This window comes from Arthrobacter agilis (genome assembly GCF_030816075.1).
Taxonomy (GTDB): domain Bacteria; phylum Actinomycetota; class Actinomycetes; order Actinomycetales; family Micrococcaceae; genus Arthrobacter_D; species Arthrobacter_D agilis_E.
The window spans coordinates 3,712,378-3,735,904 of the sequence record NZ_JAUSXO010000001.1 but is presented as its reverse complement, the minus strand read 5'-3'; the positions used below and the strand labels follow the sequence as shown (position 1 = coordinate 3,735,904).

Genomic DNA, 23,527 nt, shown 5'->3' with positions numbered 1-23,527 from the left:
CGGCGGGGGGAGGCCTGCGGTGCGCCGCCCCTCCGGCGAGTGTCGGTGCGCTGGGGCATGATGAGTGGGTGACGACGCAGGTACTGACGAGATTCACCCCGGCTACGCACGAGTGGTTCGCCGGGGCCTTCTCCGAACCCACGCCCGCCCAGGAGGGCGCCTGGTCCGCCATCTCCGCCGGATCCAATGCCCTCGTCGTCGCGCCCACCGGCTCGGGCAAGACGCTCGCCGCGTTCCTCTGGGCCCTGGACCGCCTGATCGCCTCGGGCGGGAGCGGCGAGGCCGAGCCCGAAGCCCCTGCACCGGCGAAGGGGCGGAAGGCACCGGCAGCACCCAAGCGCAGTACCCGCGTGCTGTACATCTCGCCCCTGAAGGCCCTCGGCGTCGACGTCGAGCGGAACCTGCGGGCGCCGCTGATCGGCATCACGCAGACGGCCAAGCGGCTCGGGCTGCCCGCGCCCAGCATCACCGTCGGTGTCCGATCCGGTGACACCCCCCAGGCCGAACGCCGCGCGATGCTCACGAGGCCGCCGGACATCCTCATCACCACGCCCGAGTCCCTGTTCCTCATGCTCACGTCGAAGGCGCGGGAGACGCTGATGGAGGTGGACACCGTCATCATCGACGAGGTCCACGCCGTCGCGGGCACCAAGCGCGGCGCGCACCTCGCAGTGTCCCTGGCCCGCCTCGACGCCCTGCTGGACAAGCCGGTGCAGCGCATCGGCCTCTCCGCCACGGTGGAGCCCAAGGAGACGGTGGCCCGGTTCCTGTCCGGCAACGCCCCCGTCGAGATCGTCGCGCCGCCGTCGAAGAAGCAGTGGGACCTCACCGTCACGGTACCCGTGGAGGACATGACGGAGCTCGGTGGGGCCGCGTCGAACACCGACGACGACGGCGACGCCGTGCCGCAGGCGAGCATCTGGCCGCACGTCGAGGAGAAGATCGTCGACCTCATCGAGCAGAACAGGTCCACGATCGTGTTCGCGAACTCGCGCCGGCTCGCCGAGCGCCTGACCGCGCGGCTCAACGAGATCCACGCGGAGCGCCTCGAGCGGGACGCCGTCTGGGCGGCCGGAGGCAACCCGGCCGCCGTGGAGCCCGCCGCGGCGCCGTCGTTCGCGCACACCACGGCGACCCCCGCGCAGATGATGGCCCAGGCGGGGCAGAGCAACGGCGCCGCCCCGCTGCTCGCCCGCGCCCACCACGGCTCGGTGTCGAAGGACCAGCGCGCGCTCATCGAGGACGACCTGAAATCGGGCCGCCTGCGCTGCGTGGTCGCCACCAGCTCGCTCGAACTCGGCATCGACATGGGCGCGGTGGACCTCGTGGTGCAGGTCGAGTCACCGCACTCCGTGGCGAGCGGCCTGCAACGCGTGGGCCGTGCCGGCCACCAGGTGGGCGAGGTCTCGCAGGGCGTCCTGTTCCCCAAGCACCGCGGGGACCTCATCAACACGACGGTGACCGTGGAGCGCATGCTCGCCGGGCAGATCGAGCCCCTCTACATCCCCACCAACCCGCTGGACATCCTGGCGCAGCAGACCGTCGCGGCGGCTGCGCTCGGCACCATCGACGTCGAGGAGTGGTTCGACGTCGTCCGCGCCTCCGCGCCGTTCGCCACCCTGCCGCGGTCGGCGTTCGACGCGACGCTCGACCTCCTCGCCGGCCTGTACCCGTCCGACGAGTTCGCCGAGCTGCGGCCCCGCATCATCTGGGACCGCGTGGAAGGGACCATCACGGGCCGGCCCGGGGCGCAGCGCCTGGCCGTCACCTCCGGCGGCACCATCCCCGACCGCGGCCTGTTCGGCGTGTTCCTCGTCGGGTCCGAGGGCGAGGGACCGCGCGCGGGAGGCCGCCGCGTCGGCGAACTCGACGAGGAGATGGTGTACGAATCCCGGGTCGGCGATGTCTTCGCATTGGGAGCCACCAGCTGGCGGATCGAGGAGATCACGCATGACCGCGTGCTGGTCTCCCCCGCCTTCGGGCAGCCCGGCAAGCTGCCGTTCTGGAAGGGCGACTCCCTCGGCCGCCCCGTCGAACTCGGCCGTGCGCTCGGCGCCTTCAACCGGGAGATGTCCGGCGCCACGCCGGAGCAGGCGCAGGAGCGGTGCGCGAGGATCGGCCTCGACGCGTGGGCGTCGGGCAACCTCATCACCTACCTGACGGAGCAGCGCGAGGCCACCGAGGTGGTGCCCAGCGACCGGACGCTCGTCGTCGAGCGGTTCCACGACGAACTCGGCGACTGGCGTGTGGTGCTGCACAGCCCGTTCGGCATGCCCGTGCATGCGCCCTGGGCGCTCGCCGTCGGAGCCCGGCTCGAGCAGCGGTACGGCATGGACGGCGCCGCGATGGCGTCCGACGACGGCATCGTGCTCCGCGTACCGCTCATGGAGGACGAACCGCCCGGTGCCGATCTCTTCCTGTTCGACGCCGAGGAGCTCGACGGCATCGTCACCGCCGAGGTGGGCGGATCGGCGCTCTTCGCCTCCCGGTTCCGGGAGTGCGCGGCCCGCGCCCTCCTGCTGCCACGCCAGAATCCGAGCAAGCGGACCCCCCTGTGGCAGCAGCGGCAGCGGTCGGCGCAGCTGCTCGACGTCGCCAAGAAATACCCGACGTTCCCGATCGTCCTCGAGACCGTGCGCGAATGCCTGCAGGACGTCTACGACCTGCCCGCCCTGAAGGAGCTCGCCGCATCGATCGAGCGCCGGGAGCTGCGCATTGTCGAGGTCACCACGCAGCAGCCCTCGCCCTTCGCACGGTCCATGCTGTTCGGGTACGTGGCGTCGTTCCTGTACGAGGGGGATTCGCCCCTGGCCGAACGCCGGGCCGCGGCGCTCTCGCTCGACCCGACGCTCCTCAACGAGCTGCTCGGCCGGGCGGAGCTGCGCGAGCTGCTCGACGCGCGGGTCATCGCCGAGACGGAACTCGAACTGCAGCGCCTCCGGCCGGACCGCCTGGCCCGCGGGCTCGAGGGGGTCGCGGACCTGCTGCGCCTGCTCGGACCACTCACCGTGGAGGAGATCGCCGAGCGGCTCGAGGCCCCGGCGGACGAGCAGACCGCCCTCACGTCCGTTGTCCCCGGATCCTCGGCGGCCGCGGGCGGGCGGGAGTCCGTCGACGTCCCCACCGGATCCCACGCATCGCCGGAGGCGTCCCCGTTCGCACCCACCGATGAGGACGCCTCGGATGAGGCGCTCATGGCTGCCTCCGTGACACCGGTCCCCGGGCGGGCATCCGTCGAGGTGGTCGGCCGGCACGTCGCGGCCCTCGTGAAGGCGAACCGTGCACTGACCGTCCACATCGCGGGCATCGAACGGGTCTCGGCCGTCGAGGACGCGGCCCGCCTCCGCGACGCCCTCGGCGTCCCGCTGCCCATGGGCATCCCGCTGGCGTTCATCGAACCGGTGGAGGACCCGCTCGGGGACCTCGTGGGCCGCTACGCGCGCACCCACGGACCGTTCACCGCCGCGGAGGCCGCAGCCCGCCTCGGCCTCGGTGTCGCCGTCGTCGCCGGTTCGCTGCAGCGCCTCGCTGGCGCCGGGCGCGTGGTGGAGGGCGAGTTCCGTCCCGCCGAGTCGGTGCCCGTCCTCGACATCTCGGCCGCGTCGGGTGCCGCTCCCGGCACCATCACCGTGCATGCGCCGGCCGCGAGCGAGTGGTGTGACGCCGAGGTGCTCCGCCGCCTGCGCCGCCGCTCGCTCGCCGCCCTCCGGCAGGAGGTGGAGCCCGTGGACCCGGCGGCCTACGGTCGGTTCCTGCCCGCCTGGCAGCACATCGGCTCCAGCCTGCGCGGCCTCGACGGCGTGATCACGGTCATCGACCAGCTCTCGGGTGTGCCGATCCCCGCCTCGGCATGGGAGCCGCTCATCCTGGCGCAGCGCGTCGCGAACTACGCGCCCGCCATGCTCGACGAACTGACCGCGACAGGCGAGGTGCTGTGGTCCGGTGCGGGGTCCCTCGCGGGCAACGACGGTTGGATCGCCCTCCACCTCGCCGAGAACGCACCCCTGACCCTGCGGCCCGATCCGGCCTTCGAGCCCAGCGCGCTCCATACGGCCCTGCTGGACCTGCTGGCCGGCGGGGGCGGCTTCTTCCTGCGGCAGCTCACCAACCTGCTCGACGTGCAGGAGGCCACTCCGGACACGGCCGTCGTCACCGCGCTGTGGGATCTGGTGTGGGCGGGCCGGATCAGCAACGACACCTTCACGCCGGTGCGCGCGCTTCTCGCCCACGGCAAGACGGCGCACAAGCAGAAGCCGGTCCCGGCCCGCGCACGGACGTCACGGGCGGGGCGGCTCGGCCGGGCGCCGGGCAAGTCCCTCACCGGGGCCTCCATGCGCCTGAGCGCGGCGACCGACGACGGCGGGAGCTACCAGCGGCCCACCCCTCCCCTGGCCGCCGGGCGCTGGAACATGCTGCCCGGGGTCGAACCGGAGACCACGCTGCACGCCCATGCCACGGCGGAGCTCCTGCTGGACCGGTACGGGGTCGTCACGCGCGGCGCCGTCGGGCAGGAAGGCATCCCGGGCGGTTTCGGACTCATGTACAAGGTGCTGGCGCGCCTCGAGGAGATGGGCCGGTGCCGTCGGGGGTACTTCATCGAGCACCTCGGCGCCGCCCAGTTCGCCGTCCCCGCCACGGTGGACCGCCTGCGCTCGTTCAGTGCGGACAACCAGCTGCCCACCGCCCAGGACGTCCTCGGCGGGGAGGCCCCGCCCCTGAAGGCCGTGGCCCTCGCGGCCACCGACCCCGCCAACCCCTACGGTGCCGCGCTGAGCTGGCCCCAGGCCGACGGCGGGCACCGCGCCGGGCGGAAGGCGGGTGCCCTGGTGGTGCTCGTGGACGGCGCCCTCGCCCTCTACGTGGAGCGCGGCGGGAAGACCCTGCTGGCCTTCACCGAGGACACCGCGGTGCTGCGCGCGGCCGCGCTGGCCCTGGTCACGATCATCCGCCGCGGTGCCGCGGACAAGATGGCGCTCGAGAAGGTGAACGGCGGGGAGATCCTGGACACGGACATCGGCCGCGCCCTGGCCGACGCCGGCTTCTACACCACGCCGCGGGGGTTGAGGATCCGTGCCTGAGGGGGATACCGTCTGGCGGGCAGCCCGTGAGCTGCACCGTGCCCTCGCGGGGAAGCAGCTCACACGGTGCGACATCCGCGTGCCCAAGTTCGCCACCGTGGACTTCACCGGTGACACCGTGCAGGAGGCCGTCGCCCGCGGCAAGCACCTCCTGATCCGCGGCGGGGGCGACGACGGGTGGGACATCCATTCGCACCTGAAGATGGAGGGGCTCTGGCACGTCTACGCGCACGGGGAGAAGTGGCGCCGGCCCGCCTTCAAGGCGCGGTGCATCCTGGAGACGGAGGACGCCGTCGTCGTCGGGTTCGAGCTCGGGTTCCTCCGCGTGATCGCACGCGCCGACGAGGAGGAGGCCGTCGGCTACCTGGGACCCGACCTGCTCGGGCCCGACTGGGACCCGGACGAGGCGCTGCGCCGGCTGCTCGAACAGCCCGACCGGCCCATCGGCCTGGCCCTGCTCGACCAGCGGAACCTCGCGGGGATCGGCAACGTGTACCGGTGCGAACTGTGCTTCCTGGCCGGTGTCCACCCGCTCACGCCCACCGGTGAGGTGCCCAACCTGCCGCGCATGGTCGAACTGTCCAAGAAGCTCCTCGAGGCGAACAAGGCACGCACCACCCGGGCCACCACGGGACAGCTGCGCGGCAACACCCTCTGGGTGTACGGACGGTCGCGGCGGGGCTGCCTGCGCTGCGGTACACCCGTGGCCCTCGAACAGCTCGGGGACCGGGAGACCGAACTGCGCGAGCTCTACTACTGCCCACACTGCCAGCCGCGATTGGAAACCCCGGCCGGGGCGGCACTACCCTGACGGGGTGGACGGCGACGGGCGGGTGGTGCGGTGATGGCGATGCGCTCTCCCCTGCCCGTGCGCAACGGCGTCAACGCGACCCGGCTCCGGCTGCCCGCCGAAGGCCCCTGGGCGACGGCGCTCGAGTACATCCTCGACCGGTTCGACCACGTGGACCCGGACGGCATCGGTGAGCGCTTCGACCGCGGCGAGGTGGTCGCGCTCGGGGGCGAGGTCCTGACCCGGTCCACCCCGCTGGGCGAGCACACCTTCGTCTGGTACTACCGGGAGCTGCCCGTGGAGGAGCGCCTGCCGGTCGAGCTGTCGGTGCTGCACCGGGACGAGCATCTGCTCGTCGTCGACAAGCCGCACTTCCTGCCCACCACCCCGGGCGGGATGTACGTCGCGGAGTCCGCCCTCGTCCGGTTGCGCGTCGGGCTGGACCTCCCGGATCTCATCCCCATGCACCGCCTGGACCGGATGACGGCGGGTATCCTCATGTTCTCCGTCGATCCGGAGACCCGCGGCGCCTACCAGTTGCTCTTCGAGAACCGGCGCATCAGCAAGGAGTACCGGGCGGTGGCGCCCGTACGGCCCGAACTGCACCTCGACACCGAGCCGCTCGACGTCCGGAGCCGGATCGTGAAATCGCGCACCTACCTCCTGGCGCAGGAGGTCGAGGGGCCCGCGAACACCCACACCACTGTGAGCCTGCTCGACCAGCGCGAGGACCGGGGGCTGTACCGGCTGCAACCGCACACCGGCAAGACGCACCAGTTGAGGCTGCACATGGCGTCGCTCGGCCTCGGGATCATCAACGACCCGTTCTACCCCGTGCTCCATCCGCAGGCGCCGGACGACTACACCCGGCCGCTGCAGCTCCTCGCGCACAGCATCGCCTTCCGCGACCCGCTGACCGGCGCCGAGCGGCAGTTCGAATCCGGCCTCACCCTCAGCGAATTCGCCTGAATCATTCCCTGCCGTCCGGCCCGGAGGCGCGGCCCGGACGGTAGATTTGCAGGGTGGAACTGCCCGGTACGGACATCCCAGCACCGCTCTACCTCCTCGTCATGTTCGCGGTGATCTTCGTCGACGTCGTGCTTCCCGTCGTGCCCTCGGAACTCCTCGTGATCGGCGCCGGGACCATGTCCGCCCACAGCCGGCTCCTCCTCCCCTTCGCCGTCGTCACCACGTTCGCCGGGAGCTGGCTCGGCGACGTCGCGATCTTCCTCCTGTTCCGGCGGCGGCTCACCCACTTCCTCGACCGCTTCCGGTGGGGTCGCTCCATCCACCGGGGGCTGCGCAGCGCCATCGAGAAGGCCGGCACCTCGCCCACGTACGCCGCCGTCGTCGCCGTCCGTTTCCTCCCCGGCGGGCGCACCGCGAGTGTGGCCGCCGCGGGCATCGCGGAGCTCCCGTTCCGCCCGTTCATGCTCGCGGCGGCGGCCGGAGGCGTGCTGTGGACCGCATGGCTCATCGGCCTCGGCTTCGTCGCGGGAGCCTCCACCGGCCTGCCCACCGGCGTCAGCGCCCTGCTCGGAATGGCGGTCGGTACGCTGGTGGGAGCCATCACCGCGGCAACCCTCGCTGTGAAGAAACACCGGAAGGCCACCAAAGCGCATGAGCACCCCGAAGACCCCGGGACCCCGGCTCCCTGACAAACCCGTCCGGCCGCCGACGATCGACCACAGCACACCGGCGGCGGGGCCGCCCTCCGACACGGCGAGCGTCCTCGAACGCCTTCGAGCCGCCCAGCCGCGCGCCGTGGCCGTGGCCGACGACGACGGCCCCGACCGGGCGCGTCCGGCGTCGGAGGCAGCTCCTGCCCAGCCACGACAGGTGACGCCCTCACACGCAGCCGTGCGGGGATCGGACGGTTCCGGCGACGGTTCGGGGTCCCCGGACCGGCTACGGATCGCCTCGGAACGGGCCGCGGGCTCGGCGAGGGTCGTCTCGGAACGGGCTGTCGGTTCGGCGAGGGTCGTCTCGGAACGGGCCTCCGAGTCGGCCAGGGTCGTCGCAGGCAAGGCGAGGACCGCCGCGGACGCGACCTACCGGGCGGCGCGCCGCGGCAGCAGTACGGCTGTGCGCCATGCCGGTACCTGGGATCGGGACGTCGTGCGGCAGGTCGTCGTCACGGCCTGCGCCCTGGCCTGCGTCCTCGGCTCGGCGGCGGGCGTCGGCGCCTTCGGCGGTCCGTCGATCAGGGACGCCGCGGGCGGCCTGTTCGCTCCGGACGCGACGCTGCTCGCGCCGTCGTCGTCCGCCTTCTCCATCTGGAGCGTCATCTATGCGGGGCTCGTGGCCTACACGGTGTTCCAGTGGCTGCCGTCGCAGAGGCGGACCGGGCGCCAGCGGCGCCTGGGCTGGATCGTCGCCGCCTCGATGCTCCTGAACCTCGCGTGGATCCTCACCGCCCAGGCGGGCCTGCTGGCGCTGAGCCTCGTGGTGATCATGCTCCTCTTCTTCACCCTCCTCGCGGCCGTCCGGACCCTGAACGACCATCCGAGCGAGACGCGGCTCGAGGGCGCTGTCGTCGACACGCCGATAGGGCTCTATCTCGGCTGGGTGCTGGTGGCCGCGGCGGCGAACGCCGCAGCGGTCCTGACGGCCGGCGACGTCGACCTGTTCGGCTGGGGCGGCAGGGCGTGGGCCAACCTCGGAATCATCGCGGTCCTGATGACCGCCGCCGTGGTCTGCTCGACCGACCGCGGACGGCTCGCCGTCGCCGCGGCCACGTCCTGGGGGCTGCTGTGGATCGCCGTCGAGCGGGCGCTCGGGCAGCCGTCGGCGCTGATCGTCGCCTTCGTGGCCGCGCTGGCGATCTTCCTGCTGCTCATCACCGCGGGCTCGCGCCGGCACCGGGTGGATCACGCCTACCGGCGCTGGCTGCGCGCCGAGGAGGACGCCCAGCGGGAGCCGATCGACCTCACCGGGGACGACTACGAGGACTCGCGCTACTAGGGGCGTCTGTCCCCACGGACTCCGCGGGTCCCCATGGCGGCCGCGTCCCGCCTGCGGGCCCGTGCGGTGGGGATACCGGCCCCACCGCACGGCGCCGACCGGGGTCGATCGGAGGACGTCCGGCCGGTCAGTGCCCGGAGGCGCCCTGCCCGCCTACCGTGACGGCGATCTTGCCGCGCACGTGACCGTCGATGCTGCTGCGGAAGGCGTCGGCGGCGCGCTCCAGCGGGAACGTCTCCGCGAGGACCGGCTTCACGCTCCCCGCCTCGACGAGCTCGGTGAGCGCGAGGAGGTCGGCGGGGTTCGGCCGGACGAAGATGTAGCGGCCGCCCGTGTCCTTGGCCTCGGCGTCGGCCACGGAGGCCGCGCGCGCCTGGTCCTTGAGGAGCTCCAGGGACGCGACCCTGTCGTCGCCGCCCACGAAGTCGACGACGGCGTCGAGCCCCTCGGGCGCCGCCTCACGGATACGCTCCGCCAGGCCGTCGCCGTACGTCAGCGGCTCGGCGCCGAGGGAGCGCAGGAAGTCGTGGTTCTTCTCCGACGCCGTGGCCAGCACGCGGGCTCCCCACGCCTTCGCGATCTGGATGGCGTAGGTGCCCACGCCGCCTGCACCGTTGTGCACGAGCACGGTATCGCCCTCCCCGGCGCCGACCGCCTGGAGGGCCTGATAGGCGGTGAGCCCGGCGAGCGGCATCGTGGCGGCCTCGGCCCAGGACACGTTGCGAGGCTTCCGCGCCAGGGTCCGCACGGGAGCCGCCACCTGCTCGGCGAACGTCCCGAGACCCACGGTGTCCATGCGGACGTAGCCGATGACCTCGTCGCCGGCCTCGAACTCCGTCACGGAGGGGCCCGGCTGCACGACGACGCCGGCCACGTCCCAGCCCGGGATCACCGGGAAATGGGTGGGCAGCGCGCCGTCGAGGTAGCCCGCGGTGATCTTCCAGTCCACAGGATTGACCGATGATGCGCGCACGTCGACGAGCACGGAATCCGGCCCCACCTTCGGGTCGGGCTGGTCACCGTACTGCAGGACGCCCGGATCGCCGTACTGCTCGTAAAACACTGCCTTCATGGTGCTCCTCCTCGGGGGTGGTCCGGCTGCCGCCGTTCTGCTTCCAGAGGCGGCAACCCATGCCGTCCGGCCCGTATTCCGGCGGGGCACACCCGGATCGGAGGCCAGGACGGCGCCGGGCCCCGATCAGCCCGTGTTGCGCATCCCCGCGGCGACGCCGTTGATGGTGATCAGCATGGCCCGCTGGAGCTGCCCGTCGGGACCGCCGTCGGATTCCGCACGTACCCGGCGCAGCAGTTCGACCTGGAGGTAGGAGATCGGGTCGAGGTACTGGTCGCGGACGGCCAGGGACCGCTTGAGCACGGGCTGGTTGTCGAGCAGTTCGTGCTCGCCGGTGAGCCAGCGGATCTCGGCCAGCGTGAGCTGGTACTCCTCGCGGATCACGCCGAAGAGGTGCTGCAGCTCACCCGGCACCAGGGCCTCGACGTAGTGTGCTGCGATCTCGAGGTCCGTCTTGGCGAGCGTCATCTCGACGTTCGAGACGACCGTGCGGAAGAAGTGCCAGCGGTCGAGCATGTCCGTGAGTAACGCCCCGTGGCCCGCCTCCCGTGCGGCCCGCAGCCCGGACCCGACGCCGAACCAGCCCGGGACGATCTGGCGCGACTGCGTCCACCCGAAGACCCACGGGATCGCGCGGAGCCCACCGAGTCCGCTTCCCGAGTCGGGACGCTTGGACGGCCGCGAGCCGATGTTGAGCGAGCCGAGCTGCTCGACCGGCGTCGAGGCGAGGAAGTACGCGGGCAGGTCCTCGTGGTCGATCAGGGAGCGGTAGCGGGTGAACGCGGCGTCGGACACCGTCTCCATGACTTCGGCCCAGCGCCCGCGGTCGTCGTCGGAGGTTCGGGGCGTGCGGTGCAGCGCGGATCCCTGCATGACGGCGGCGAGGGAGAGCTCGAGGTTCTCGCGGGCCAGGGCGGGCAGCGAGTACTTGTCGCTGATCACCTCACCCTGCTCGGTGAACTTGATCTCCCCCTCGAGGACGCCGTTCGGCTGGGCGAGGATGGCATCGTACGTGGGCCCGCCACCGCGGCCCACGGATCCGCCGCGACCGTGGAACAGCCGGAGGCGCACGCCGTGCTTCGCGGCGACGTCGCGCAGGCGGCGCTGCGTCTTGTGGATCTCCCACAGGCTCGTGAGGACGCCGGATTCCTTGTTGGAGTCCGAGTAGCCGAGCATGACCTCCTGCAGGTTCCCGCGCAGGCGCACCACCTCGCGGTACGTCGGGTCGGAGAGCAGGGTGTCCACGATCTCGGCGGAGACACGGAGTTCGTCCACCGTCTCGAGGAGCGGCGCGAAGCCGATCTTCGCGAACGCGCCGGAGTCCGGGCCTCCCGAGCCGTCCCCGACGACGTCGACCAGTCCCGCCTCACGGGCCAGCACCACCGGCGCGAGGACGTCGTCCGCCCCGCGGGTCATGGACACGATGTACGTCTCGATGACGTCGGGGCCGTAGGTCTCCAGCGCCGAGGCGATCTCGCGGAAGACGTCGAAGGTGCGCCTCGCGCCGTCGTCGAGCGGCGGGTTCACCGTGGCGAGCGGGCGCCGCGATGCGAGTTCACGGGACAGGGCCCGGCGTCGGTCCTCACGGCCCAGCTCGAGGTAGGGCCTGTCGAGCTCGCCGAGGCGGTCGGCCAGCTGGGCGACGACGTCGTGGTGCATGTCCGCGTGTTCACGGACGTCGAGGGTCGCGAGGTGCAGGCCGACGGAGGAGATGACCCGTGACGCGGTGGCGAGCGCGCCGTCCGCCGCGAGGCCCGCGGAGTGCTGCCGGAGGGAATCGCCGACGAGCCGGAGATCCGCGAGCACCTGGGCTGTCGTGTTGTAGTCGCGCCCGGGCTCGTGCGCGGTCTGGTTCTGGACCCGGGTCGCGGTGTTGAGGAGCTTCGCCTTCACGCACGTGAGCTTGAGCCGGTAGGGCTCCTGTGCGTTGAGTTCGAGGACGCGCTTGTCGAGCCGCGGCAGGTTCTCGAGGTCGCGTTCGATGGACGCGGTCAGCTCATCGGACGCCGCGACGATCGCCGTCGACGAGGACAGCGACGAGATCAGCCGGTCGAGGAAGTGGATGGCGATCCGGACGGCCTGCTGGTTCTGGATCTGCAGGATCTCGCGGGTGACGGCGGCGGTGACGTTCGGGTTGCCGTCACGGTCACCACCGATCCAGGAGCCGAACCTGAGCGGCGCCCCCTCGGCCGGCAGGGCGACGCCGTGTTCGGCCAGGAGGTCCGAGAGGTCCTCGAGCAGCTCGGGCATGGAGGTGGTGAGGATGTCGCCGAGGTAGTAGATGGCGTTGCGGGCTTCGTCGATCGGCGTGGGCCGCACCTGGCGCAGCTCGTCCGTCTGCCAGATCAGGTCGATCACCTCGGCGAGTCTCCGGTCCTGGCGGCGCCGCTGCTGCGAGCCCTCGGCCGTGGTGTCCGCGAGGATGTCGGAGAGCCGGCGTAGCTTGTCCAGCACGGAGCGGCGCGAGGCCTCGGTGGGGTGCGCCGTGAACACCGGGCGGACGTCGAGGGCCTGCACGACGTCCGCCAGCGCCTCGGGCCCGGCGTCCGCCGCGATCCGCGACACCGTGTGCGCCAGCCAGCCGTCCTCCTCGGGCCGCGTGCGGAGCCCGCGCACGCGGTGCACCTGCTCGGCGGCGTTGGCGAGGTGGAAGTAGGCGGCGAAGGCCCGCACCAGCTCGGTGGCCCGGTCGATGGGGAGGGCGGCGAGCAGCTCCCGCACCTGTTCCGTCAGGGCGGCCCGCTCGCCGGCGTCGGCACCGCTGCCGGACTCCTTCGACTGCTTGGTGAGCAGGCGGACCCTCTCCACGAGGTCGAGCAGCTCCTGGCCGTGCTGGCGCACGAGCGATTCACCGAGCAGCGTGCTCACGCGCCGGACGTCGGCGCGGAGATCGGAACTGAGGTCACCCGCGGCACCGCCGAACGGGTCGGCGGGCTGCAGCGGGGACACTTCGAGGGGCACTGTCACAACGGCCTGCTTTCAGGGCATGGAAAACGGGCGTATGCGGCACTGGATACGACGGATTGCTGTTGGGATACTACCCAGTAATGTGGCGGGCGCCTCACCCCGTCCGTCATGTGAAGCAGCCGCCGGGTACCACGGTCCCGATCGGGCTGCCCACCCGCCGTCGTTCCCGGGTTCTGCCTGCAGCACACCCGAGGTGCGGCGTGTCGTCGTCCGACGCGCCCGTGGTGGCCAGGAACCAGGAACGACGGGCGCTCCGACCCACCGGCACACACCCCGGCCGGCGAGCACGATGGAGGCCGGATCAGGCGAACGCGGAGATGCCGGTCAGCGCCCGGCCCACGATGAGGCTGTTGATCTCGTAGGACCCCTCGTAGGTGTAGACCGCCTCCGCGTCGGCGAAGATCTTCGCCATGCAGAAGTCCGTCACGATCCCGTTCCCGCCGAGGATGCCCCGCCCGAGGGCCACGGTTTCCCGCATGCGTGCGGTGGTGAAGGACTTCGCGAACGCGGCCTGGGGCATGTCGGACACGCCCTGCTCCTGCAGCTGGGCGACCCGCGCCATCACCGCGAGGCTCGCCGTCGTGTTGCCCATCATGGTGACGAGCTGGTCCTGGACGAGCTGGAAGCCGGCGATCGGCCGGCCGAACTGCCGGCGCTCCACGGCGTACTGGCGGGCGACGTCGAACGCGGCCAGCTGCTGGCCGACGGCCTGCCAGCCCACGAGGATGCGGGAGCCGAGCAGGAGCTGCCGGGTGTCGTCGAAGGACTCGATCCCGGCGAAGCGGTCGGCCTCCGGGACGCGCACATCCGTGAGGAGGATGTCGGCGTTCTGCACCGTCCGCAGCGCCGTCTTGTTCCCGATGGCGGTGCGGGTCACGCCGGGCAGTGTCGCGTCGAGGATGAAGCCGCGCACTCCCCCGGTCGCCGTGTCCCGCGCCCAGAGGAGCATGTAGTCGCAGAAGGTCCCGTTGCCGATCCACCGCTTCGCGCCGTTGATGACCCAGGTGTCGCCGTCCCGCGTGGCGGTGGTGGCCATGCCGCCGGCGACGTCGGACCCGTGCAGCGGCTCCGTGAGCGCGAAGGCCCCGGTGATCCGCAGGTCCATGGCGTCCTGCAGCAGTCGTGCCTTCTGCTCCTCGCTGCCGAAGGTGTGGAGGGCCTCGACGAAGAGGTCGTGGTGGACCATGAAGAACGTCGCGATCGAGGTGTCGGCCCGGGTCAGCTCGGCGATCACCATGCCGCTGAACAGGTGGCTGTAGCCCTGCTGCACGGGGGTGCTGAGGTTCAGCCCGGCGAGTTTCGGCAGCAGCTCGTGGGGGAACTCGGCGCGGTTCCACCATTCGACGGCACGCGGAGAGACCTCCTTCGCGAGGAAGTCCCGGACGTCCTGGAGTTTCTCCCGCTCGTGGGTGGAGAGGAGGGATTCGAAGCCGAGGAAATCGGCGGTGGGCAGTTGGCTCTCCATCGAGCCGTCCTTTCGATCGAACTGAGACCGGGGCGTGCTCTACTTCGGCGCCATGCGGATGGCGCCGTCGAGGCGGATCGTCTCGCCGTTGAGCATCTGGTTCTCGACGATGTGCGCGGCGAGCGCCGCGTACTCGACGGGCTTGCCGAGACGTGAGGGGTGCGGGACCTGGGCGCCGAGGGAGTCCTGGGCCTCCTGCGGCAGGCCGGCCATCATGGGCGTCTCGAAGATCCCCGGGGCGATCGTGACCACGCGGATCAGGGACCGGGCGAGCTCGCGGGCGATGGGGAGGGTCATGGCGGCGACGCCGCCCTTGGAGGCCGAGTAGGCCGGCTGCCCGATCTGCCCGTCGAAGGCGGCGACGGACGCGGTGTTGATGATGACGCCGCGCTCGTCGGAACCGCCGAGGCCGGTCACCGGAGGGGTGGCGGCCATGGCCTCCGCGGCGAGCCGGATGACGTTGAACGTACCCACCAGGTTCACGTTGATGACGCGGGCGAACTCCTCGAGGGGCAGGACGCCGTTCCGTCCGAGGACCTTGCCCGGCGTGGCGATACCGGCGCAGTTGACGACGATCCGCAGCGCGCCGAGCTCCGAGGCGGCAGAGACCGCAGCCTGCACCTGGGCCGGATCGGCGACGTCGGCGGCGACGAACCGCACGCGGGCGCCGGAGGGGTCGAGGTCGGCCGCGGCATCCGCACCGGCGGACTGCGGGAGATCGACGAGCACCACCGAGGCCCCGTCGTCGAACAGCCTCCGGGCGGTAGCGAGTCCGAGTCCCGAGGCACCGCCTGTCACGAGCGCTACCGCTCCCCTGCTATCCATGCCTGGTCCTTCCACGACGGGAGGACCGCCGTTGGTCCGTCCCCGCGCTCAGCGTACTGTGACGTGGTTCACTGCGCACCCGGCGGGGGTCCGATTGCGCATCCTGCGCAATCTTCAGGGTACCGGGCGTGGCTAGGGTGGTCACATGCCCATCCCTGACGACGCCGCCTCCCTCGCCGCCAGCAGCGTCCGGCGTCTCTACGCCCGCCGGAGCCTGCGTGTCCCCGGGACGAGACTCGGCGCCATCGCCTTCCCGCCCCCGACCGACCCGAGGAGCCACTGGCACTACTGGTGGCAGGCGCACTACCTCGACTGCCTCCTGGACGAGCATCTGCGCGATCCCCTCGGTGATGGCCTGGGCGAGGCGCGGAAACTGGCCCGCGGCATCTGGCTGCGCAACGGCGGCCGGTGGCGCAACGCCTACTACGACGACATGGCCTGGCTGGCCCTGGCCCTCCAGCGCCTCGGCGCGGTGGAGGGACGACGGCGGCTCAGGCGCCGTGCGCGCGTCCTCGGAGGAGCCCTGGCATCCGCGCACACACCGGACCTGGGCGGTGGTGTCTACTGGAACACCACCCGCGACTACAAGAACACCCCCAGCACCGCGCCCGCCGCACTCTTCTTCGCCCGGGCCGGGGACACCGCCCGGGCCCAGGAGCTGCTGGACTGGCTCCGGTCGCGTCTGTACGACCCCGTCACGGGCCTGTACCTCGACGGCGTGAAAGCCGACGGGAGCGCCGAGGGGACCGTGGAGCGCACCGTGCACACCTACAACCAGGGCACCGTACTCGGCGCGCTCGTGGCGACGGGCGGCGGGGCGAATCTCGGGCACGCCGCGCGCCTCGTCGAAGCGGTCGCGGGACACCTGGCCGGCGACGACGGCGTCCTGCCGCTCTCCGGGGGCGGTGATGCCGGGCTGTTCACCGGCATCCTCGCGCGCTACCTCGCGTCCACCGTCCGTGCTCCGGGGATGGACCCACAGGCTGCAGCGACGGCACGGGGCCTCCTCGGAGCCACGGCGGAGCGCCTCTGGGCGGACCGCACGGAGGTCGGCGGTCCCCAGGGTCGTTCCGGGCAGGCGGGCACCCCGGCGCTCCTGTTCCCGCCGCGGCAGGACGGACCCGTCAGCCTCTCCTCCCAGCTCCAGGCGTGGATGGTCCTGGAAGCGGAAAGGGCGTGCCGGCACCGGATCGTCCGGCACTGACACGCCCTCCGGCGCCCAGCGGATCAGCCGTCCACCGCGCGGAGCGAGGCATTCGGTCTCATCGTGCTCGGTCGACCAGCTGGTCCAGGGTCAGTGCCTGACGCTCCTGCGCATTCTGCAGCCGCACGGCCCGCGGCGGCCGTCCTGAGACCCACACATAGGCGCCCGCGCCCAGGATCACGCCGCCGGCGGTGACCATCCACCATGGGAAGCCGGGCACGTCGGGGGCGTCGCCCGCCGCGTCGATGTCGGCCTGGGGGGTGGGGATCACACGCTCCCCCGTGACCAGGATGCGGTGGCTGTTGATCCCGAGGGGAGTGCAGGTGACGAGGGTGATCAGATCCTTGCCCGGCTGCACGAGGAGGCTCTCGGTGTCCTCGGGCTCTACGACGAGGGTCTCGGCGACACGGTAGGCGAGGATCTCGCCGAAGACCTCGATGGTGAAAGTCTCGCCGACCGTGACCTTGTCGAGGTTGGTGAAGAGCTCCGAGGTCGCGAGGCCCCTATGGCCGGTGAGCACGGAGTGGGTCGACGGCCCGCCGACGGGGAGCGCAGTGCCTTCGAGGTGGCCGACTCCACGTTCCAGGACGGCGTTGCTCGTGCCGTGGTAGATCGGCAGGTCGAGTTTGATCGAGGGAATCCTGATTCGCGCCATCAGTCCCTGGGAATCTCCCCGGAGCATCGAGAGGTACTGCTGCTCGTCCTCGGAACCCGGTTCGTTGGCGAGCGGGAGCCGTTCGTTCGCCGCGACGGCCGCCCCGCCCCCGTTCATCGCCTGGTTGTACTCGCGTGCTTCGGCGAGCCTCTCGCGCAGGGTGTCGGCGCCGAGATCGTGGATTCCCTCGGTGAGCTTGTCGATCTCGCGCGACTGCTCGACCGAGCTGAACCACCCGGCCGCGGCCGGGTAGAGGAGGAGTGCCGCTCCGGCGACGACCGCGATCGCGATCAGCAAGGGCAGCACCGGGAGCCGCCACCGGAGGATCCGGTTCCGCTCGCGCCTGGTCGGACCCGGCGGAGCGGCGGACGATGGTCCGGATGTCTCGTCCGGGACGCGCGAAGGCGGGGCGCCTTCCTGACGCCCCGCCTTCTCATTCACGGTGCTACGTTACGCGCTTGCGAGTGCCGACGTGGCACGACGGCGCGCAGCGATGACGCCGGTCCCGAGGGCGATCACGATGAGCCCCGTACCGCCGACGGTGAACCACAGGGCGCCGTCACCACCGGTGAGCGGGAGCGCGAAGGCCGGAACCTGGTCATGCAGGAACTCGACGTAGTTCTGGACCGGCGCGACGGTGGAGCTCGGACCGGGCACGACCCGGACCGGCGCCTGGCTCGGCCGCGGCAGCAGGAATCCGGCCGGAGGGGTGAGTTCACGCACGTAGTAGTTGCCGGGCGTGATGATCGGGATTGCGACCTGTCCGTTCGCCCCGGTCGTCCAGTTCTGGACGCCGTCGATGAAGACGGGGTTCTGGCTGTTATTGGCGTCGTTCTCGTTGAGGAACACCTGGTACACGGCACCGGCGAGCGGGTTCCGTCCGTTGTTCTGGAAGGCGGCCACGGTGAGCTGGCCGATCGGGGTCCTGCCCTCGACCGTCGTGGAGCTGCCGTTCACGACGCCCGTCGCCGTGTTGACGATGAAGCCGCTGGCGGGGATCGTCACTGCACGGCTCAGCACGGTGAGCGTCACCTTTCCACCCGGGAATGACGCCAGTCGGGTACGGCCGGCAGGGGTGAAGTCAGCGGTGAGATTACGCGCGGTCGCGTCGTACACGAGTGTGTAGTCCGTGCCGGCGGTGAAGCCCTGGGTGACGCCGGCCGCGTTGACGACCTGCACGGCCGTCGGGGCGACGCCGTCCGGGCCGTTCGCGAGGTACTCGAGGTCCGTGGGCAGCGAGTCGGTGAGTGTGAACGTGTCGAGGGAGGTGCCACCCGCGAGCGTCGGCACGCTCTGGGTGATCGCCCAGCGGACCAGGTCGGGATTGCGGGCCTCGACCGAGTTGGCCGGAGCCGGCACGCGGGTCTTCGTAAGATCGGTGACGGCGTTCTTCGGGTAGGCGTGCACGTCGTAGATCCACTGGTTCGCCGGAGCGCCGTCCGAACCGGTCGGGAACGGCAGCGTGACGAGGAACGGCGCGGCCGGGTTGGTCGCCCCGGTCGGCAGCTTGGTCTCGGTCACGAGATACAGACCCAGAGGGAGACTGGCGCCGTCGTTGAACCGCGCCACACCGTCGCTGCCGGTGGTTGCCGTGTAGGTACCGGCAGTGTTGACACGGCTGGCAGCCGTAGCAGGGGTCAGGCTGGACACGGTGGTCCAGCCTCCCGGCGTGGTGAGGTCGACACCCTGAACCTGGGCCGCCGTGAAGGTCGCTCCTGCGAGCGGCGTACCCGGAACCGTGACCTCCTGGCCGGTGCCGATCTGCTGCCCGTTCTCGGGGCCCAGCGCGAACTTGTGGATGGTCAGGGTGCGGGGGATATCGGGGTTGATATTGCCCGGTTGGGTGACGGCCGACGCCGGCGAGACGGCGACGAAGGCTGCCGCCGTGCTCAGCGCCAGCACGCCGAGGGCGGCCGAGACCCGCCGGAAAATGGGGATGGACACGTGATTTCTCCTATGAGTGAGGTGAGGAATGCAAGGGTGGGACCGATGCGAGCGAGCGGGAAGAGTAGGAACGTAGGACGGGAAGCGGTGCGCGTATCACCGGAAGGCGCCTCGCATTCGTCGACGCCCGTGCCACACGAGGAGGGCGAGCGCCAGGATGAGCAGCAATCCCCCTCCGATGTAGTACGCGTCGGTGCTCGTGCCGCCGGTGAGCGGCAGTCTGGTGGGCTCCACGGGGGCGTTGACGAAGCGGTAGACCGCCGTCTGGCCCGCCGCAGGAGCGGAAATGGTTCGTGACGGCACCAGGGTCCACGTCGACCCTGTCAGCTGTTCGAGACGAAGTTCCTGGTACGCGAGGGGCCGCGTAGGATCCGTGGCCGCCTCGGACAGCGTGTAGCCGTGGCCCGGTCTCACGAAGAAGGTGTTCGCCGGGTTGCCCGAGGCGACGTACTCGGCGCCGAGCCGGCTTTCCGTCGGCAGGACTCCGCCTGCCAGTGCGGCCGGTGTCGCGGTGACCCTCCAGTCCGGGGCTCGGAAGCCCGCCCGTGGGTTCTGGACCTGCTTGAGCAGCGTGATGGACGCTGTCGAGTTCGTCACCGTACAGGTGATCGTGGCCCCCGCGATCGGGGTGACTTCCCCTGCAGCCGTGACGTCGACAGCTGCCCCGGTTCCTGTGCGGCACTGCCACGCCCCGGTCTGCACATAGGTGAGCGGACCTCCGGTTTCGCTCAGGCGGTAGGCAGCACCGGGTGTGACAGCGATTCCCGAGGCTGCTGCGCTGCCCGACCGCCCGGACGGTCCAGGCAGGGCCCCGTTGGGGCCGGTCGCGCTCAAGGTCCAGTCGGTCGGCTGCGCAGACCCGAAGGCCACCTGCTTGACGAGCGTGAGGGATGACGTGGGCCGGTTGACGAACTGGCACTCGACTGTCGAGGAGGGTGCGACGTCCGTGAGGTTGGCACCGATGGTCGACCCGATTTGAGTGATGGTGACCGTGCGGGATATGCCGTTCAGCGTGATGCGGCACGAGCCGCTGACGAACGCGAAACCCGTCTGTTGGACCTCGGAGACGACGATCGTTGCCCGGGACGTCGTCGAGCCGTACAGCACCGTCCAGCTCGCCCTACCCTCGGCATTCGTCTGCTGTGTCAGCGCCGGCTGTGTCAGGGCCTGGCTGGGCAGGGCGGTCGCACTGCCCGTGGTGCCCGCAGTCGCCGTCGTGCCAACGGTCCATCCGACACCGGGGCGAGGGAGGCCGGAGAACTCCTGAATGGTTTTCGTGATCTGCACACTCGAGACCGGAGCCGGAGAGTTGAAGTACGTGCAGTTCACGGCTGCGCTGAGCCTGTTCGGTATCGTGACGGTGCCGGTCGCGGTGGTGCCGGTGCTCAGCCGCACGCCGTCGGAGTAGCACTCGTAGATCGTGGTGTACGCCGTGATGGGGGAGGCCGAGGTGCCGGCCATGGCTTCGTTGATCGTGACCGCGGTGCCGATCGGGACGGGGAAGGGCCCGATCTGCGCAGCCTGCGGGCCGTTGGCCGCGCCGCTCGTCGTTGCCGTGGCGACCGCCGTCGACGGAGATCCTACCGCTACCGTCAGCGTGAACTGGTCGTTCGTGCTCTGGCGCCCCACCACGTTCTTCTGCACTGTGATCGTCGCGGGCGACGAGCAGCTCGCGAGGTCGAAAGAAGTGGACGTGGAAGGGATCGGAATGCGCGGTGTGCCACTCACGCGACTCCATGTCGTGGCGTCGAACTCGTAGGCACTGGTCGCATCGGCCAGATAGACGGTGCCACGCGGTGAGAACGCGACACCTCTGAAATCGGTGAAGGTGCCGTCCGTGCCGCTCAATTGCTTGACCGTCGACGTACTCATCACGAGATCGCCGCCGTCGGCCAGGGCCTTGGCGGTGACCGTGTAGATCGCTGCATTGGTTGCGGAGCTGACCGTAGCCGCGCCGATCACGGACAGGTTGCCGTCAGCGTCGAACGCCATGTCTCCGTTCCCGTTCGGCGCGGTGCCGGTGGGAAACGAACCCACATAAGCAAAGCTGGGGGCGTTCAAGGTGTCGGTGAAGCTCCAGATATGGAACCGCTGGTTGACGAACTTGCCGAAGAGAAAGCGGCCGCTCTTCGGGTCCACAGCGCCGGCAACGATGTCACCGGCGATCTCGACCCCGCCGGCCACGGTCAGGTACGAGGTGTTCGTCAGCGTCGCGAACCCCCCACCCGGAGTCCACTTGAGAATCGACGTCACGTCGCTTCGATCGGCCGATTGGTCGATCGCGTAGGCGACGTTCCCGCCCGAGCCGATACCGAGGGCGTTGGCCCCTGCAACTCCCGGCCAGGTGCCGACCGGGGCAAGACCCCCCGACACGATGTCGCCCTGTTCCAGGGCACCGGCGGTCGTTATGGAGTAGAAGTGGTTCGTGTCGCAGAAGAGGCGCGCAGTCTGGGCGGTGTTCGTGAAGGTACAGGTGACGTCGGTCCCTGCCTCGTTGGGCATGGTGATGGTGCCTGCTGCCCCTGACCCGGACGCGATCACGGTGCCGGCACGGGTGCACTCGTAGGCGTTGGAGTAGCCGAGGCCCGCGCCGGTGGTCTGTGCCTCGGAGATCGTGTACGTCGAACCGGGCTGCACGAATGCGCGGCGGATCTGCGTCTCTTGGATGCCGGTGGCGGTGCCGGACGTCGTGACCGACGCGAGCACGGTCGTTCCCGTTCGCAGCGACAGGGTGAACTGGTCGTTCGCCGCCGTTCGCGTCGGCAGGTTCTTGCGGACTGTGATGGTCACTCCGAGGGTGACCGTCGGCGTGATGGTGGACGTCGCGGTGGCACCGGACTGGTTGGCGACGCGGTAGGTCACCGGGCGGGCCGTCCCTGAGAAGGCGGGAACGGGGGTGAAAGTGACGTCACCGGCGGCGCTGACGGTGTAGGTGCCCTCGCCCGCGATGGTGAGGGTGGTACCGAACTGGCCGGTCGCGGGATCGAGGAGGCGGACGGAGGCCTTGTTGATGGGCGAGTCGACTCCGTTGTCGTTGACCGTGGGGTCGAACGTGACCGGCACGCCCTGACTGGTCGTGGGGGTGTCGGCAACAGGGCCGGGCGGGTCGGCGGTGACGGTGACCGTGAGGGTGGACGTCGCGGTGGAGTTGTCGGAGTCCGAGACGCGGTAGTTGATGGGCGTCGCGGTGCCGACGAAAGTTGCTACGGGGGTGAAGACGACCTGGCCGATCGCAGCGCCGGTTGTGATGACCGAATAAACACCCTGTCCCTGCACGGTCAGTGTCTTACCGTCGGTGCTGACGGTAGCTCCGGCAATGCCAGGGGCGGAGAGGACCACGGAGCCGGGAACGAGGGCCTTGCCGGCGCTGGGTGCATCATTGGTCAGGATCGACGTGGTCACCGGGGTGTTGCGCTTGGTGGTGTTGGTGTCCGGGGCGGCGACGGGAACGGGCTGATCCTGTAGCGTGACGAAGGCGTTGTACGCGTCCACATTGGTTGCAGTGAGCGTCGCGGTGCCGCCGAAGACCTTGAGTCCCATCGCAAAGGAGATCTGCGTCAGTCCCGTGCCGTTGACGACCATGCTGCCGCAGCCCGCAGGGATCGGAGCATCACAGGTGACGCCGGGTTGGTTGACACTGGTGCGGAACTGGTTGCCATTGACGACCTCGAGGCTAGTGGAACCTGAGGCCGGAGTGCCGAGGGTTGCACCGGAAGGCACAGAGCTGAGCGTGCCGTAGGCCGAGTAGCTGGTGACGAAAGCACCCGTGGTGCCATTGGTGATGCCGCCGCCGAGTCCGGCGATGTGGAATACGGGGTTGTTGACGGGTTTGCTGAAGTTCACCGTGATAGTGCCGGAGCCCGAGCAATACCGGGTGGTCGTGGTCGCCGTGCAGTTCGCGGGCGGCCCGGTATCGATCTGCGCGACCACCGTACCGCTGGGCAGGGCCGGTGTGAATGTGGTTGCGGACGAACCGCGTGCGGGCAGTGACGACGTCGGCGTGGATGACTGCGCGGTCGCGCCCGTGAGTCCCCAGGTCCCCGTGATGTTGTCCGTGTTCGCTTGCGTGAACACCTGCGTGTACCCGGTGCCGTTGTCCGTCACGCCTGCAATCCGTGCTGCGGAAGCGTCCGGCGCACTCGCAAGGGACAGCGTGAAGACGGAACCCGCGCCGAGCACGACCGCGAGGCACATCACGATGATGCGCTGCAGAAGAGCTCGAGAGACCGTGTGCCGGTGAGACCGCCGGCGCCCGCGAAGTGGCGGCAAGACTTATACCCCTGTAAAGAATCGCCGCGACCCGCTGGTCCCTGCGATGGATGCGAATGGAATTGTGCCGGCTCAGCCTCTGCTCCCCAGCAGCACGGATGGCGGGGCCGGATGGTCCTTCGGTCGGTGGCTGCACGCAGTCCGACCAGGTGTTCGGTCCTGGTTCGTTGCTCCTTCCGGATCGGATGGGAGCATTTCAGGATTTTCTTGGAAACCGGACCAGTCCCTCGACCATAGCGAGCGGATCCGCGGGAAAACCAGCGGGAACCCTTAAGGTCTGGTCAAGAATGACCG

At 70.5% G+C, this 23,527-nt stretch carries 13 protein-coding genes; 6 read left to right on the top strand and 7 right to left on the bottom strand.

What is annotated here, in order from left to right; genetic code table 11:
• The first annotated feature begins 68 nt into the window (after nucleotides 1–68).
• Genes QFZ50_RS17615 through QFZ50_RS17595 form a run of 5 tightly spaced genes read left to right on the top strand, consistent with a single transcriptional unit; the run spans nucleotide 69 to nucleotide 8,832 of the window.
• Nucleotides 69–5,078: an Lhr family ATP-dependent helicase gene (locus QFZ50_RS17615; RefSeq protein WP_307086369.1), complete on the top strand. Its 5,010-nt coding sequence runs from the start codon at nucleotides 69–71 to the stop codon at nucleotides 5,076–5,078.
• Nucleotides 5,071–5,889, top strand: a complete 819-nt coding sequence (locus tag QFZ50_RS17610; protein WP_307086368.1) for an Fpg/Nei family DNA glycosylase — start codon at nucleotides 5,071–5,073, stop codon at nucleotides 5,887–5,889. Before QFZ50_RS17615 ends, QFZ50_RS17610 begins: the two co-directional genes overlap by 8 nt.
• Nucleotides 5,890–5,928: 39 nt before the next feature.
• A complete protein-coding gene (locus QFZ50_RS17605; protein ID WP_307086889.1) occupies nucleotides 5,929–6,837 on the top strand; it encodes an RluA family pseudouridine synthase in 909 nt (302 codons plus the stop codon).
• 53 nt (nucleotides 6,838–6,890) lie between these two features.
• Nucleotides 6,891–7,526: a DedA family protein gene (locus tag QFZ50_RS17600; protein ID WP_307086366.1), complete on the top strand. Its 636-nt coding sequence runs from the start codon at nucleotides 6,891–6,893 to the stop codon at nucleotides 7,524–7,526.
• On the top strand, nucleotides 7,489–8,832 hold the full coding sequence (locus QFZ50_RS17595) for a TspO/MBR family protein (RefSeq protein ID WP_307086364.1): 1,344 nt from the start codon (nucleotides 7,489–7,491) through the stop codon (nucleotides 8,830–8,832). The genes QFZ50_RS17600 and QFZ50_RS17595 overlap by 38 nt, the downstream gene beginning before the upstream one ends.
• A gap of 127 nt (nucleotides 8,833–8,959) precedes the next feature.
• Here QFZ50_RS17595 and QFZ50_RS17590 read toward each other — a convergent pair whose 3' ends face one another.
• The 4 genes from QFZ50_RS17590 to QFZ50_RS17575 form a co-directional block, all read right to left on the bottom strand.
• Nucleotides 8,960–9,904: an NADP-dependent oxidoreductase gene (locus QFZ50_RS17590; protein ID WP_307086362.1), complete on the bottom strand. Its 945-nt coding sequence runs from the start codon at nucleotides 9,902–9,904 to the stop codon at nucleotides 8,960–8,962.
• A gap of 126 nt (nucleotides 9,905–10,030) precedes the next feature.
• Nucleotides 10,031–12,865 carry a phosphoenolpyruvate carboxylase gene (gene ppc, locus QFZ50_RS17585; protein WP_307086888.1) on the bottom strand — a complete coding sequence of 945 codons (2,835 nt, stop codon included), beginning with the start codon at nucleotides 12,863–12,865 and terminating at the stop codon, nucleotides 10,031–10,033.
• Nucleotides 12,866–13,172: 307 nt separating this feature from the next.
• Nucleotides 13,173–14,336 carry an acyl-CoA dehydrogenase family protein gene (locus QFZ50_RS17580; protein ID WP_307086359.1) on the bottom strand — a complete coding sequence of 388 codons (1,164 nt, stop codon included), beginning with the start codon at nucleotides 14,334–14,336 and terminating at the stop codon, nucleotides 13,173–13,175.
• A 39-nt stretch (nucleotides 14,337–14,375) separates the two neighbouring features.
• The gene (locus QFZ50_RS17575; protein WP_307086357.1) at nucleotides 14,376–15,161 is read right to left on the bottom strand and encodes an SDR family NAD(P)-dependent oxidoreductase; all 786 of its coding nucleotides are present in this window, start codon (nucleotides 15,159–15,161) and stop codon (nucleotides 14,376–14,378) included.
• A gap of 145 nt (nucleotides 15,162–15,306) precedes the next feature.
• On the opposite strand from QFZ50_RS17575, the gene QFZ50_RS17570 reads away from it, so the two are divergent.
• Nucleotides 15,307–16,365 (top strand): glycoside hydrolase family 76 protein, encoded by a 1,059-nt coding sequence (locus QFZ50_RS17570; protein WP_307086355.1) that lies wholly within the window; start codon nucleotides 15,307–15,309, stop codon nucleotides 16,363–16,365.
• Between the two features lie 58 nt (nucleotides 16,366–16,423).
• Here the strand turns inward: QFZ50_RS17570 and QFZ50_RS17565 are convergent, their stop codons facing one another.
• The 3 genes from QFZ50_RS17565 to QFZ50_RS17555 all read right to left on the bottom strand — a co-directional run bounded on the left by QFZ50_RS17565 (nucleotide 16,424) and on the right by QFZ50_RS17555 (nucleotide 23,068).
• Nucleotides 16,424–17,326, bottom strand: coding sequence for a class C sortase (locus QFZ50_RS17565; RefSeq protein ID WP_307086353.1), 903 nt, complete (start codon nucleotides 17,324–17,326; stop codon nucleotides 16,424–16,426).
• A gap of 144 nt (nucleotides 17,327–17,470) precedes the next feature.
• A complete protein-coding gene (locus QFZ50_RS17560; protein ID WP_307086351.1) occupies nucleotides 17,471–18,964 on the bottom strand; it encodes a SpaH/EbpB family LPXTG-anchored major pilin in 1,494 nt (497 codons plus the stop codon).
• Nucleotides 18,965–19,060: 96 nt separating this feature from the next.
• Nucleotides 19,061–23,068, bottom strand: a complete 4,008-nt coding sequence (locus QFZ50_RS17555; protein ID WP_307086349.1) for an Ig-like domain-containing protein — start codon at nucleotides 23,066–23,068, stop codon at nucleotides 19,061–19,063.
• Nucleotides 23,069–23,527 lie beyond the last annotated feature (459 nt).

Bases quoted from the DNA above. Each gene is read 5' to 3' on its own strand.
- QFZ50_RS17605 (WP_307086889.1), top strand. From the start codon at position 5,929: ATGCGCTCTCCCCTGCCCGTGCGCAACGGCGTCAACGCGACCCGGCTC.
- QFZ50_RS17595 (WP_307086364.1), top strand. From the start codon at position 7,489: ATGAGCACCCCGAAGACCCCGGGACCCCGGCTCCCTGACAAACCCGTC.
- QFZ50_RS17590 (WP_307086362.1), bottom strand. From the start codon at position 9,904: ATGAAGGCAGTGTTTTACGAGCAGTACGGCGATCCGGGCGTCCTGCAG.
- QFZ50_RS17580 (WP_307086359.1), bottom strand. From the start codon at position 14,336: ATGGAGAGCCAACTGCCCACCGCCGATTTCCTCGGCTTCGAATCCCTC.
- QFZ50_RS17575 (WP_307086357.1), bottom strand. From the start codon at position 15,161: ATGGATAGCAGGGGAGCGGTAGCGCTCGTGACAGGCGGTGCCTCGGGA.
- QFZ50_RS17570 (WP_307086355.1), top strand. From the start codon at position 15,307: ATGCCCATCCCTGACGACGCCGCCTCCCTCGCCGCCAGCAGCGTCCGG.